The organism is Actinoplanes hulinensis (assembly GCF_019429605.1).
In the GTDB taxonomy this organism is placed as follows: Bacteria; Actinomycetota; Actinomycetes; order Mycobacteriales; family Micromonosporaceae; genus Actinoplanes; species Actinoplanes campanulatus.
In genome coordinates, this window is record NZ_JAHXZI010000041.1 from 21,692 (window position 1) to 34,902 (window position 13,211).

The window sequence follows — 13,211 nt, forward strand, 5'->3', positions numbered from 1 at the left end:
CGCCAGGATGAACCGTGGCGGCCCGATCGTCCGGGGAGGAGGAAAGCTAGGGGACCACGGTCAAGCCGTCCACCAGAACAGTCGGGCGGCCGGCGGTGCCGACCACGACGATCTTGACTGTGTGCGTGCCGGGAGTGGTCGTACCGGCCCACAGCACCTGACGGTGTGCGGTTGTTCCCCGGGTGTCCACCGTGGCGACCTTCTTGTCGTCCAGGTAGACGGTGGCCGCGCCGGAGGCCGTGTCCCGTGACCCGATCCAGGCGACCTGCGTTCCGGTGAAGGTCATGGACAGGGCCGCGCCGGCTTTCGACGCGGAGGATGCCGTGCCGTCGGTGTAATCGGTCCCGCTGAGCGAGGTCCACGCGCCGGTGAACTGTCCGGCCGTTTCCGCGACCGGGGTCAGTTGCACGGGGTCGGTTCTGGTGCTCACGTTGCCGGCGCAGTCCGTGGCGGTGACCGCGAGGGTCGCGCCGGCGGGCAGTACGGCGGACACACTCAGTCTGCCCGCCTTGGCCGTTGCGACCGGCGTACCGTTCGCCGCGGCGGTGATCGCGCATACGCGGTTGGCGTCGGTTGCCGAGGCGGTCAGGGTGACCGGTACCCCTCCGGCGGCAGAGCCGGTGCGCAGCCGGACGGTCGGCGCGGCGACCGTGGGTCCTTCGAGATCTGCCGTGATCTTCACCGTCGTTGAGGTGCTGACCAGGCCGGCCGGGTCCACCGCGCGGACGGCGAGGGTGTGCGTGCCCTGGCCGAGCGGCACGGTGGCGGTGGTCGTCGTGGCGTCGACGGTGACGGCCGGCTGTCCGTCCAGCAGGACCTCGTAGCGGGCGAGTCCGCCGCCGTCCGTCGCCGGCGCCCAGGTCACGGAGACGTTGCCGGCGTTGGTCAGCTTGCCGGACGAGGGCGAGGTGATCTTCGCGGGGGTCGGTGCCGTCGCGGTGGCGGTGAAGGTGGTGGCCACCGCGTCGGTGACCGTCGAACGTAGGCCGTTGCCGTTGATCGCGATGACTCCGACGTGGTGGTTTCCGTCCGGCACCGTGAGGGTCACGGTGCGCGTGGAACCGGCCACACGGGCGGCCTGCACATGATCGACTTCGATGACGTACGCGGCGATGCCCGACTGGAGGTCAGCGGCGGCGGACCAGGTGACAACGGCCTTGTTCCGGGTGACCACAGCGCCGGCCCGGGGCGCCGACACCTTGGGCCGGCTCGGTCCGGTGGTGTCCAGGACGGCCTTGACGGTCGCCGTGGCGGACACGTTGCCCGCCGCGTCACGGGACCGGACACCCACCACGTGCGCGCCGTCGGCGAGGCCGTTGGCCAGCCGCCAGCTCGTGGTCGTCGCCGGCACCGTCGTCTTGGCGGCACCGTCGACGAGGATGTCGTAGCCGGCCGGCTGGGCGCCGGTGGGGGCGGTCCAGGAGACGACCGAGCCGTCCGGGTCGCCCGCCGCCGTCAACCCGGTGGGTGCGGTGACCGCCCGGAACAGCGTCACCTTGGTGGTCGCCTGCGTGCTGCGGTTGCCCACCTGGTCGATGGCGGTGAGGGTCAGCGTGCGCTGGCCGTTGGTGATCAGCGGGAAGGTCACGTCCGCGGCGGTGGCGGGCGCGTCGACGGTGCTCAGCGGGGTCCCGTCCAGCAGGATCTCGTAGCGGGCGACGCCGGATTCGGTGTCGGTCGCCGCCTTCCAGCGGACCGTCGCGGTGCCTTCCACCTTCTGGCCGTTCAGCGGCGCCGTGATGGTGGGGGTGGTCGGCGGCGTGTTGTCGCCCCGTACCGTGATGGTCGGGCTGGTGGCTCCGGCCATGCCGCTCTTGTTGACCGCGGTCACCGAGATGGTGCTCGCGCCGTTGAACGGTGCCAGCTTCAAGCTGGTCTGGGTGCCGGGCACGGTTGTCCGCTGCCCGTTGACCAGCACGCGGTATTCGGCGATGCCCGACTCCGGGTCGGTGACCGCGGGCCAGGAGACGGTCACCGATCCCGACGCGTACGGGCCGAAGGTTCCGGTCCCGGCGAACACCGGCGCGGCCGGCGCGGGCGGCGGGGTGCTGTCGTTGTAGGGGTCGTCGATGCGTACCTCGGCGCCGGACGAGTCGATCCGCTCCACGGTGAGGGTGAGCGGGGTGCCCGGCACGGCCCAGGTGGAGCCGGCCGCCAGCGCGCGGCTGTTGCCCACGGCCGGGTTCATGTTGAGGATTCGGGACTGGTTGTCGCCGGTGAGCAGCTGCCGGACCTGGACACCTCCCCAGCCGGTGGGCTGGCCCGCGTCACGGCCGGTGCTCGGCCGGTACTCCAGGTACAACGTCGACGTGGGCAGCGGTACCTTGACCGCCCGGGGCGCGGTGATCGAGGTGACCGCGGGCAGTTTGACCAGGCTTCCGGGGCTGGCGGTCACCGGGTTGTCCAGCGTGCCGAGCACGTCGGACAGCGCCGTGTTCAAGCTGTAGCCGTCGCCGTAGCGGGCAAAGCCCATCACGTCGTAGTCCGCGTACGAGCTGACCGTGCAGGACGCGCTGAACGCGACCGTCGCCGTGTCCTGCGTGCAGTTGAGGGAGCTGGCGTGGCCGAGACCGAGGTTGTGCCCGAACTCGTGCTCCCAGGCGTCGCCGTACGTGTATCCGTTGATCCAGATCTCGCCGCCCGGCACATAGGCGAGGCCGACCCAGCCGCAGGCGCTGGTCTTCGGGAAGTAGATGAGCACGTGGTCACGGCTGTTCGAGGCGGGTACGCCGTGCGCGGCGTGTGCCGCGTTGGAGATCGCCGTGTAGTCGCACGAGTTCGGGGCGGCGATCCTCACCCAGTCCCGGACGTCGATGGTGGGCACGGTGATCGCACCGGCGGTCTGCTCGCTCCAGTACGCGGCCGTCCTGTCGGCCGTCGCGCGCAGGGTCGTCCGGGTCTGCGAATCAGGCGCGGTCCAGTGGACCGGCAGCACGGTCAGCGTGTGCGCGCCCGCCCGGCCGGCCGGCAGCGCGGCGGCGACCGCGGCGGGATCGGCGTCGAGGATCCGTGCCTCGCCGTCGCTGATCGCGGCGGCGACCTCGGCCGGCGTGTCCACGCCGGCCGGCGCGCTCACCTCGACCTCGACCTCGGACTCCGGGCGCAGCCCGGTCGCGGCGGTGGCGGGCAGCGGCAGCATGGTGTCATCGATCGTGACGACGGGCCGCGTCACCGTGTTGGTGGCCTGCTCCCCACTCGGGGTGGACAGGTCGCCGTCGACTACGACCCGGGAGAAGGTGCCGGAGACCGTAGTCGTGTGAGAGACGGTCGCGGCGACGGCGGTGGTCGGCGCAAGGAACACACCGAACGCGGCCGCCGTCGCGACGACGAAATTCCGGGGGGACGGGTGCATGGCGCGACCATCGGAGCGCGTGTGCCGGACCTGAGAACTTCCTGGGCACGGGCGGCTCGGTGCACCGGACCGCACGCGTCACGCCAAATCGCGCAGTTCGGCAGCTGACGCCACCTATCTGGGTCACGCTGACCTTGTCCGGGTAGCGGAGGAGGACAGGGAGCACAGCAGAAGAGGGGATGAAGGTGCGGATTCCACTCGCGGGGACAGCCGTCCTGTCCCTGGTCCTGGCCATCACCGGGTGCGGAGGCGACGCTACGCCGGCCACCGGCGACGCGACCGCCCGCGGCGCCATCGACGTGTGGTTCTCGAACAACGCGCAGGAGGTCGCCTGGGGCGGACAGGTGGTGGAGAAGTGGAATGCCGCCCATCCGGACGAGAAGGTGACGGCCCAGCAGATCCCGGCCAGCCAGACCTCCGAAGCGGTCATCTCGGCCAGCATCATCGCCGGGAACGCGCCATGCCTGATCTACAACACGTCGCCGGCCGCCGTCCCGAACTTCCAGGCGCAGGGTGGTCTGGTGCCGCTCGACGACTTCGCCGACGGCACGAGCTACGTGACCGCGCGCTCCGGTGAGCTCGGCGCCCAGTACAGGTCCCCGAACGGCAAGATCTACCAACTGCCGTGGAAATCGAACCCGGTGATGCTGTTCTACAACAAGACGGCGTTCGCCAAGGCAGGTCTCAGCACCACCGCTCCGCCGCTGGCCACGTACACCGATTTCCTGGCCACCTCGCAGAAGCTGGTATCCAGCGGCGCTGCCAGGTACGCCATCTTCCCGTCGCCGTCGAGCCAGTTCTTCCAGTCGTGGTTCGACTTCTACCCGATGTACGTGGCGGAAAGCGGCCAGCAGCTCGTCGTCGACGCCAAAGCCACGTTCGACTCCGACGCCGGCCGGGCGGTCGCCGGCCTCTGGCGGCAGTTGTACGCCCAGAACCTGGCGGGCAAGGAGGCGTACACCGGTGACGCGTTCGCCGACGGCACCGCCGCCATGGCCAGTGTCGGCCCCTGGGCCGTCACCGCGTACAAGGACAAGGTTGATTGGGGTGTCACCGGAGTGCCGACGCTGGCCGGCTCGGCGGAGAACCAGTCCACGTTCAGCGACGCGAAGAACGTCGCCCTCTACACGGCCTGCACCAACCGCGGTACGGCCTGGGACTTCCTGAAGTTCTCCACCAGCTCTGAGCAGGACGGCGAACTGCTCGCGATGACCGGGCAGATGCCGCTGCGCCAGGACCTGGTGGGGGAGTATCCGGCGTATTTCGCGGCGAATCCGCAGTACGAGGTGTTCGCGGCCAAGGCGGCGCACGTGGTCGACGTGCCGAACACACCGGCTTCCGTCGAGGTGTGGCAGACCTTCCGGGACTCCTGGACGAACTCGGTGATCTTCGGCAAGGAGGATCCGGACAAGGCTTTGGCGGGCGCGGCCACGAAGATCAACGACCTGGTGATCCGATGACCTCTGTCGCACCAGGGGCGAAACCGGCCACCACGCAGCCGATCGGGCTTCTGCTGAGCGCCCCGTACGCGGTGTACGTCGCCGCCGTCTTCGCGTACCCGCTGGGTATGGCGGTTTGGATCTCCTTCCACGACTACATCTTCACCGCGCCCGGGGTGAGCGTCTCCCGGCCCTTCGTGGGCATCGACAACTACACCACCGCGCTGGCCGACCCGGCCGTACGCCAGTCGTTCGTCAACATCCTGATCTTCCTTGTCATCAACGTGCCGCTGACCGTCGTGCTGTCGCTGCTGCTGGCCGCCGCCCTCAACGCGGCGATCCCGTTCCGTACGTTCTTCCGGGTCAGCTTCTACGTCCCGTACGTGACCGCGAGCGTGGCCGTGGTCGGCGTGTGGCTGTTCCTGTTCAGCTCCGACGGGCTGGTCAACCAGGTGCTCGGTGACCTGGCTCCGGACCCGTCGTGGCTGATCAACGAGAAGTGGGCGATGCCGTCGATCGCCCTCTTCGTGACCTGGAAGCAGCTCGGCTTCTTCATCCTGCTGTACCTGGCCGCGTTGCAGAACGTGCCGCGGGAACTCTACGAGTCGGCGGCGGTCGACGGCGCGGGCCGCTGGCGCAGCTTCCGGGCGGTCACGATTCCGGGCGTACGGCCGGCGACGACCCTCGTCACCCTGCTGGCGATCATCACCGGCGCGAACCTGTTCACCGAGCCGTACCTGCTGACCAACGGCGGTGGCCCGAGCGGCAGGTCCGCGTCGCCGGTGCTGCTGATGTATCAACGCGGCATCGAGCAGCAGCATCCCGACGTCGCCGCGGCGATCGGTGTACTCCTGGTCGCCGGCGTCCTGCTCCTCGCCGGGCTTCAGCGGCTGGTGGAACGGAGGCAGGAATGACCCGAGGCCGCTCGTGGTGGCGCACGATCGCCGTGACTCTCGGCGCGATCGTGTTCCTGTTCCCGTTCTACTACATGATCGTCGGCTCGCTGCAGGCAACGCCGGACACGTCGCCGGCCGGCGCGCTGCCGAGGCCGGGCAACCTCAGCCTCGACAACTATCGCGAGATCAACGCCGCCATCGGGTTGTGGCGGTCGCTGCTCAACTCGGTGATCGTCACCGCGGGCGTGGTCATCGGCACCCTCGTCTTCGGGGTTCTGGCCGGTTATGCGCTCGCCCAGTTGCGCTTTCGCGGCCGCGGCACCCTTTTCGCCGCCATGCTGCTGCTCCAGGTCATTCCGTTCCAACTGCTTGTCATCCCGCTGTACGTGCAGGTCGTGCGCGGCTACGGACTCGCCGACTCGTACCTCGGCATGATCCTGCCCTTCGTGATCAATTCAGTGGCGGTGTTCGTGTTCCGGCAGTTCTTCCTGCAACTGCCGGCCGAACTGTTCGAGGCGGCACGGCTCGACGGAGCGAGCGAGATCCGTGTGCTGTGCTCGGTCGCCCTGCCGCTCGTTCGGCCCGCTCTGCTCACCGCGACGCTGCTGACGTTCATCGGGCCGTGGAACGAGTTCCTGTGGCCGTTCCTGATCACCAAGGAGACCGGGATGCAGCCGCTCGCGGTGGCGCTCGCCAACTACATGAGCACCGTCGCGTCGGCCGCCACCAACCCGTACGGCGCGATCCTGGCCGGCGCCTGCGTGCTGGCCGCCCCGGCGGTTCTGCTCTTCATCGCGTTCCAGCGGCACTTCGTCTCGTCCGACCTGGGTTCCGGGGTGAAGGGTTGAACCGGCCCGCCTTCATCGCGGCTCTGACCGCCGCCGTTCTCCTGGCCGGCCCGGTCCAGACCGTCGCCGCGCCGCCGCACCCGGCCGTGCTGACCAACCTGGCCCACCTCGACTTCCTCACCGACACGGTGCGGCCGCCGGCCCAGGCCGGTCACACCACCTACCGGCTCGACGACGAGCCGTCCATCGGTGTGCTCTGGGCCTACGCCGACGACCTGCCCGGTGGCGGCTACCGCCGGGTGGGCGGCGGCGCCTACGACGCGCGCACCGGCACCTACGGGCAGGGCGCGTACGACGCGGACGATGTCTCCCGTGCCGCGGTGGTCTACCTGCGCCACTGGCGGCAGTTCGGGGACCGGGCCAGCCGGGATCAGGCCTACCGGCAGTTGCGGGGACTGACCTACATGCAGACGGCCTCCGGCCCGAACGCCGGCAACGTCGTGCTGTGGATGCAACCCGACGGGACGTTGAACCCGAGCCCGATCCCGGTCGAGACGCCGGACCCGTCCGACTCCGGGGCGTCGTACTGGCTCGCGCGCACGATCTGGGCGCTGGGCGAGGGCTACGCCGCGTTCCGTACCGCCGACCCGTCGTTCGCCGCATTCCTCAAGGACCGCCTCGACCTGTCCATCGCCGCCCTCGACCGGCAGGTGCTCGGCCGCTTCGGTGAACACCGGGTCGTCGACGGCAGGCGGATGCCCGCGTGGCTGGTGGTCGACGGCGCGGACGCCAGCGCCGAGGCGGTGCTGGGGCTGAGCGCGTACGTCCGCGCGGGCGGCCCGCCCACCGCACGGGCCGTCCTGGCCCGGCTGGCCGCCGGTATCGCCGAGATGGGCGGCGGCGGCACCGGCGTCTGGCCGTACGGCGCCGTCCTGCCCTGGGCCCGGTCGCGGTCGTCGTGGCACGCCTGGGGCGCGCAGATGCCGTCGGCGCTGGCCGAGGCCTCGATCACCCTCCGCGACGGACGGCTGCTGACCCCGGCGCTGGCCGACGCCGCCGCCTTCACGCCGGGCCTGCTCACCGCGACCGGCCCGATCAACGGCCTGCTGCCCGCTCCGATCGACAATTCCCAGATCGCGTACGGGGCCGACGCCCGCGTGCAGAGTCTGCTGTCCGTGTCGAGGGCCGCCGGGTCGGCCGGCCTCCGTCAACTCGCCGGTGTCGCGGCAGGCTGGTTCTTCGGCCAGAACCCGGCCGGCGTCCCGATGTACCACCCGGGTACCGGCGCCACCGACGACGGCGTGAACGGCGACGGCACGGTCAACCTCAACTCCGGCGCCGAGTCGACGATCCACGGCCTGCTCACGATGCTCGCCCTGGACGCGGCTCCGGACCTGGCCGCGCTCGCGAAGGCGGCCGGCCCGGTGGTGGAGCGGGACGGCCGGCGTACGGTCGAGGCCGAATCCGGACGGCTCGACGGCCCGGTCTCCGTGGTGACCCCGGCATCGGCGTGGACCGGCGAATCGCAGTGGAGTGGGAACGCCTACCTGCGGGTCAGGGCTGGTGGCCGGATCCGGTGGACCGTGCCCGGAGCCGCCCAGCCCAGGCTCGTGGCGGCGGTGATCAACCGGGTGCCCGGCCCGGGCGGCGTGACGGCCTTCGCCTCACTCGGCAGTGTCGGCTACGGGGGCGGGGGAGCGCAGGGTGCGTCCCCAGCGCCCGGCGCGCTGCTCCCCGTGGCGGTCGCCCGGCCCCTCCCGGCGGGTGCGACCGAACTGACGGCGACCGGCGTACGCGGAAGCGGCGACCTCGACGCTCTCCTGCTGACGCCGCTCGTGTCCGCCCTGGTCACCCGGCGGGCCGTACTGCTCTCCAGCGTGGCCCGGACGTCTCGGCGCATGACGATCGACGTCCCGGGCACCGGGCCCGCGGTCGCCCGCAGCTACGACAACCACGGCCGGCCGGCCGCCACCACCGGCGGACGGGGCCCCATCACTCTCGACGTGCCCTCCGGCGGCTTCGTGGTGGCCGCCGAACCGGGACCCGATCCGGCTCAGGCAGCGGCCGAGGGCCGGATGTTCTGGTTGAGCCGGAACAGGTTCGCCGGGTCGTAGCGGTCCTTGACCGCCACCAACCGCTCGTACGTGTCCTTCGGGTAGGACGCCCGGACGCGGTCCTCGCCGGCCTCACCGGTGAAGTTGACGTACGCCGCGGCATCCGGGCCCAGGACACCGGTCGCCGCGCGGGCCCACTCGATCGTGGCGGGAAAGCCGTCGACATCCATGGACCGGGCCACCACGTTCAGGATGAAGTCCCGATCGCGGGTGCCGAACGCGGTCGCGTCGGCGGGTACCCGGCCCATCGCGCCGCCGAGGTGGTGGATGTGCAGCTCCGAGACGGCGTTGGGCGCCTGAGCGTACGCGTCGAGGAACGCACCGATCGTGGTGTCGTCCAGGTCGCCGAAGAACGCCGACCGGAAGTAGTTCCACATGCCGCGCGGGTACAGCGGGTCGAGCATGCGCTGCATCTCCACGTACGGCGTCGGGCCGAACAGGTCGACCACCACCGGCGCCAGCTCCCGGAACGGCCGGGTCGCGGCGTCGCCGGCGTCGAGGTCGCCCGACCACATGCCGAGAACGACGACGACGGGCTTGCCGTGTATCTCCTCGGGCAGGAACGGCACCGGCGGCGCGGTGGCCAGGTTGGCCGCCAAGGTCAACTCGTCCGGTGCCGCGGGCGCGGCCGCGCGGAAGCCACGCAGTACGCGCTCCGCGTCCTCGCCCCGATAGAAGACGGGCCCGGCGAACACCGTCGGACCGACATCGTGCAGCCGGAACTCGAACGAGGTGACGACGCCGAAATTGCCGCCGCCACCGCGGAGCGCCCACAGCAGGTCGGCATGCTCGTCCTCGCCGGCGTGCAGGTACCTGCCGTCCGCGGTCACGACGTCCGCGCCGACGAGGTTGTCGCTGGTGAGGCCGAATCGGCGGACCAGCCAGCCGAGGCCGCCACCGAGGGCGAATCCCGCGATGCCCGTCGTGGAGATCAGGCCGCCCGTCACCGCCAAGCCGAAAGCCTGCGTCTCGGCGTCGACGTCACCCCACAGGCATCCGCCCTGAGCCGTGACCGTACGCCGGACGGGGTCGACGCGGACGCCCTTCATCGGTGCCAGATCGAGCACGATGCCCCGGTCCACCGTCGAGAAACCCGGGATGCTGTGCCCGCCGCCGCGGACCGCGAGGGGCAGTCCCTCACCACGGGCGAACTCCACCGTCTTGAGTACGTCCGCCACCCCGCGACAGCGGACGATGAGAGCCGGTCTCCGGTCGTGGGCGCCGTTCCAGATCGACCGCGCCTCGTCGTAACCCGGGTCACCCGGTCGGATCATCTCGCCGCGCAGGCCCCGCGCCAGCTCATCGAGAGTGGCTTCGCCGAGGACCTCCGAGCCGTTCTGTCTTGTGGTCATCGTGAACTCCTGCCTCGCGATCGGTAGCGCCTCGGCTCTGGAGATTTCGATCCGGAAGTTTCAGGCCTTGGACCAGGCCGCCTGCGGCGAAGACGAGACGCTCAAGAGGCTCCGGGCTCGCCGTCGTCGCGGCCTGGCCCTGCTCGGTGAGCATACGCGCGCGGTGGCGCTCACCAGCGAACATCGACGTAGAGGCGCTTCCGGTCGCAGGGTCACTCAGAAGGAAACCCACACTGGAAGGGCTGACCGAGCCGTCGGCGGATCATGCTGCGCGGTTTTCAACAGCGCAGACAGGGCACATGTCTGCGTATGTTCCCTGCCGAGAACCTGCGTGACTGGCGTGGTGAGAACGTCGTGGACCCGAACGGCGACAAGATCGGTGAGCTGGAGGCGGTCTACGTCGACACGGTGAACGACGAGCCGGCGTTCGCCACTGTTCGGGTCGGTTTCATCGGGCGGCACCGGCTCGTCTTCGTCCCGCTGGCAGGTGCGACCGTCAGCCCGAAGGCCGTGAGGGTGCGCTACGACAAGAAGCTGGTCGGGAACGCGCCCAGCATCGATCTCGACGGGGAGCTGGCGGCGACCGAGGAGCCGGCGGTGTTCGGGCACTACGGGCTGCCTTACCAGGCGGGGGTCTCCGGTGCTCGCCGCCTAGCCCGTCGATGACCCGCGGAACTGTTCCGCTTGACCACGCCGTCGACCATCTTCGCCGGGAACAGGCGAGAAGGCCGACGGAGAAGTTCATCGAATTGCGAGTGCCTCGCGCCTGATCCATCGGAGCATGGTGGGATTGTCTACGGTGGTGATGATGCCGGCGGTCGTGCGGACGTAGCGGTTGTCGGTGAGCATGGCCAGCATGCCCGCGGCCAGGTCCACGCGTGCGGTGAACCTGCCGTCGGCATGGCCGTCGAGGATGCTGTATGCGGTGACCGACGGCAAGTGGTAGAGCCCGCTCGGGCGCAGGATCGTCCAGTCGATGTCGCTGGCGCGGACCAGCGCTTCCATTCGGCGCATGTCGTCGTACATCGTCTTACCCACCACCCGCGTCACGAATGGCAGCAGCACGCGGTTGAAGAGCAATCCTCCGTCGGAGTACGGGTGCGGGTCGACGCCGCTGGAACTCACCACGACGAGCCTGCGCAAGCCATGCCGCTTCATCGAGGCCACAATGTTGGCCACCCCACGTGAGTAGGTGTGGATCGGCTCCCTCCCGGACGGCACCCCGAGCGCCGAGAGCACAGCATCCGTCTGCGCCAGCGCGGCGTCGACGGCCGCTGGATCGAGCACATCGGCGCCGAATACCTCGAGCCCGTCGTGGCGCAGTGGAAAGGCATCCGGCCGTCGCGTGACCGCGGTGACCCGGTGCCCTGCCGCCAGTGCCTGGCCGGTGAGGAGGCGACCGGTGGGACCGTTCGCTCCGAAGACGGCGATACGCATGACCATCCGTCCTTCCTGGTTGTGCTGGAGTACCCGGTGTCGCTCAGGAGCGCAGCAGATCGCGTCCGTCGTGCGGCGACGCCCGAGTTCTTCCTCGAGACACCACGGCCGTTCGTCCTGTGACATCGAGAACCGGACGAGTGCGTTCGTGGTCGTCCGGCCCGTGGTCTGTACGCGAGACCGAGGGCGCAGGCCGGCGTCGAAAGCTCGCAAGGTGCGGTCGTTGACCCGAATGCACGGCGCGCCCCGGAACGTCCGGCGCCAGGTTGCCGTGGAGGACCGCGATTCCGGCGTGCGGCCGCAGCGGCTCGGCGCGCGGCCGGTGCCGGCGTGGTCAGCCGCCGTTGACCGGGTGGAACGGCTTGGGCAGGGTGCGGGGCACCGCCGAGCGGGCCGTGACCGCCGGGGCCACCGGCAGGCTGTTCATCAGAGCGCGGCCGATCTTGGCGTGCGCCTCCACGGCCGGATGGGTGGCGCCGTAGTTCTCCGAATCGCCCAGCCCCTCGGCGAACATCGCGTACGTCAGCAGCGGCAGACCGTCGACGCCGAACATGATGCCGACCTCGTGCCGGGACTCGCCGAGGCTGTTGAAGTCGGCGCCGTACTTGGTGGCGACGCGCTCCCGCTCCCGGGACGACATGACGCGCCGGACACCGTCGTGGTAGCCGTTGAGCCATCGGGTGACGCTGAGCAGGAAGTCACAGGACTCCGGCTTGAGCAGCGTCTTGGTGGCCAGCCGCCACAGCAGGTCGTGCATCTCCCGCGGCGTCGTCGTACCCAGGTAGAACCGGTTCGGATTGGCGACCGGCTCGACCCGGGTGTGCACGAACCCCTTGGCCGCCAGAATCTCGTTGATCTCCAGGGCCGGCACGACACGGCCACACATCCGTACGGCGGTGTTGTCGGAGACCAGCAGCATCGCGGTGAGGAAGTTCGCGACCGTGATCTCGTCACCCCACACCCGGTGCAGGTGGTAGATGCCGGAGCCGCCGAGGATGATGTCGGCCGGCAGGTCGAGCTTGGTGCCCAGACTCAGCAGACCCCGGTCGATCTTGTCCATGACGGCCGTGGCGACCGCCAGCTTCTGCACGCTGTACCCGTTGGTGACGTGGTCGGCGTCGTCCTGCACGATGGGCCGCAGCGCGCCGGTCGAGTCGACCGCGGCGATGTGGGTCCGCCAGAGGCCGCCGGCCTTGGCCTTCTCCCGCTCGTACACCTTCCGGATGCCACGCGGTCCGGACGGCGCGGCTTCGGCGGGGCCGCTCACGCCTGCGCCGACGACCGCCGCGGCGCCGATGCCGAGCGCCGAACGGCGTGACAGGCTGGACGACATCGTGTCTCCTCAGTGGATAAACGGTGAATCACGGCGCAAGGTACACCATGCCCGCTCAGCCAACGGCCCTGTTGCCCGCGGTCTGGGATCGCCAAGTGCATCCAGAATCACGTGGAAGCGCCGCAACCTGCTCGAATTCGCCAAGACGCCAAGCCCGACTTACTCACATGGCACCCCTCTGTGTCAAGAGGCGGCGGAGAGGTCTGCTCTAAGGTGGGTTTCGGCGGGTCCGGGTAGTGACTTCTCCGAAGTGTCGATCATGGGGTTGAGGTCGGCCGCGCTGGATTGCAGAGTCGCCCCCACGTGTCCGCCCGGGCCCGTCTCCAGCCGTCTGGCGTCGGCGACCATCCGCTTGTAGACGATGTCGGACAGGCGGCGTTTCAGTGCTCGCATCGCCTCCATCGGGGTCTTCCCGGCAGCGAGTTTGCGCCGGTAATAGCGGCGGCCTTCGGTGTCACGGCGCAGCTGGACGACGGCCATGATGTGCAGGACGCGGTTGA

Annotated in this window: 9 protein-coding genes and 1 pseudogene; 5 read left to right on the top strand and 5 right to left on the bottom strand. The window is 70.1% G+C overall.

Annotated features, from left to right (window positions below; genetic code table 11):
• Positions 1–46: 46 nt before the first annotated feature.
• Complete coding sequence (locus KZ829_RS41785) at positions 47–3,352, bottom strand: Ig-like domain-containing protein (RefSeq protein WP_220149382.1); 3,306 nt, start codon at positions 3,350–3,352, stop codon at positions 47–49.
• Positions 3,353–3,537: 185 nt separating this feature from the next.
• Here KZ829_RS41785 and KZ829_RS41790 point away from each other — a divergent pair, with 185 nt between their 5' ends.
• Genes KZ829_RS41790 through KZ829_RS41805 form a run of 4 tightly spaced genes read left to right on the top strand, consistent with a single transcriptional unit; the run spans position 3,538 to position 8,589 of the window.
• On the top strand, positions 3,538–4,812 hold the full coding sequence (locus tag KZ829_RS41790) for an extracellular solute-binding protein (protein WP_220149383.1): 1,275 nt from the start codon (positions 3,538–3,540) through the stop codon (positions 4,810–4,812).
• Positions 4,809–5,705 (top strand): carbohydrate ABC transporter permease, encoded by an 897-nt coding sequence (locus KZ829_RS41795; protein ID WP_220149384.1) that lies wholly within the window; start codon positions 4,809–4,811, stop codon positions 5,703–5,705. Before KZ829_RS41790 ends, KZ829_RS41795 begins: the two co-directional genes overlap by 4 nt.
• Positions 5,702–6,535, top strand: coding sequence for a carbohydrate ABC transporter permease (locus KZ829_RS41800; RefSeq protein WP_220149385.1), 834 nt, complete (start codon positions 5,702–5,704; stop codon positions 6,533–6,535). The genes KZ829_RS41795 and KZ829_RS41800 overlap by 4 nt, the downstream gene beginning before the upstream one ends.
• The gene (locus KZ829_RS41805; protein ID WP_220149386.1) at positions 6,532–8,589 is read left to right on the top strand and encodes a hypothetical protein; all 2,058 of its coding nucleotides are present in this window, start codon (positions 6,532–6,534) and stop codon (positions 8,587–8,589) included. Before KZ829_RS41800 ends, KZ829_RS41805 begins: the two co-directional genes overlap by 4 nt.
• Here KZ829_RS41805 and KZ829_RS41810 read toward each other — a convergent pair.
• Positions 8,529–9,941 carry an FAD-binding oxidoreductase gene (locus KZ829_RS41810; protein ID WP_220149387.1) on the bottom strand — a complete coding sequence of 471 codons (1,413 nt, stop codon included), beginning with the start codon at positions 9,939–9,941 and terminating at the stop codon, positions 8,529–8,531. The two genes, KZ829_RS41805 and KZ829_RS41810, sit on opposite strands and share 61 nt — an antisense overlap.
• A gap of 309 nt (positions 9,942–10,250) precedes the next feature.
• Between KZ829_RS41810 and KZ829_RS41815 the strand changes: the two genes are divergently transcribed.
• Positions 10,251–10,607 (top strand): PRC-barrel domain-containing protein, encoded by a 357-nt coding sequence (locus KZ829_RS41815; protein WP_220149388.1) that lies wholly within the window; start codon positions 10,251–10,253, stop codon positions 10,605–10,607.
• Positions 10,608–10,682: 75 nt separating this feature from the next.
• Here the strand turns inward: KZ829_RS41815 and KZ829_RS41820 are convergent, their stop codons facing one another.
• The 3 genes and pseudogenes from KZ829_RS41820 to KZ829_RS41830 all read right to left on the bottom strand — a co-directional run.
• Entirely contained in the window at positions 10,683–11,378 is a 696-nt protein-coding gene (locus KZ829_RS41820) for an NAD(P)-dependent oxidoreductase (RefSeq protein WP_220149389.1), read from the bottom strand.
• 334 nt (positions 11,379–11,712) lie between these two features.
• Positions 11,713–12,711 (bottom strand): serine hydrolase, encoded by a 999-nt coding sequence (locus tag KZ829_RS41825; protein WP_220149390.1) that lies wholly within the window; start codon positions 12,709–12,711, stop codon positions 11,713–11,715.
• 183 nt (positions 12,712–12,894) lie between these two features.
• Positions 12,895–13,211: pseudogene (locus tag KZ829_RS41830) on the bottom strand (IS110 family RNA-guided transposase); the annotation flags it as partial.

What these genes read in the sequence shown, in the direction of transcription:
- KZ829_RS41785 (WP_220149382.1), bottom strand. Translation starts at nt 3,352, where the DNA reads ATGCACCCGTCCCCCCGGAATTTCGTCGTCGCGACGGCGGCCGCGTTC.
- KZ829_RS41795 (WP_220149384.1), top strand. Translation starts at nt 4,809, where the DNA reads ATGACCTCTGTCGCACCAGGGGCGAAACCGGCCACCACGCAGCCGATC.
- KZ829_RS41800 (WP_220149385.1), top strand. Translation starts at nt 5,702, where the DNA reads ATGACCCGAGGCCGCTCGTGGTGGCGCACGATCGCCGTGACTCTCGGC.
- KZ829_RS41810 (WP_220149387.1), bottom strand. Translation starts at nt 9,941, where the DNA reads ATGACCACAAGACAGAACGGCTCGGAGGTCCTCGGCGAAGCCACTCTC.
- KZ829_RS41815 (WP_220149388.1), top strand. Translation starts at nt 10,251, where the DNA reads ATGTTCCCTGCCGAGAACCTGCGTGACTGGCGTGGTGAGAACGTCGTG.
- KZ829_RS41820 (WP_220149389.1), bottom strand. Translation starts at nt 11,378, where the DNA reads ATGCGTATCGCCGTCTTCGGAGCGAACGGTCCCACCGGTCGCCTCCTC.
- KZ829_RS41825 (WP_220149390.1), bottom strand. Translation starts at nt 12,711, where the DNA reads ATGTCGTCCAGCCTGTCACGCCGTTCGGCGCTCGGCATCGGCGCCGCG.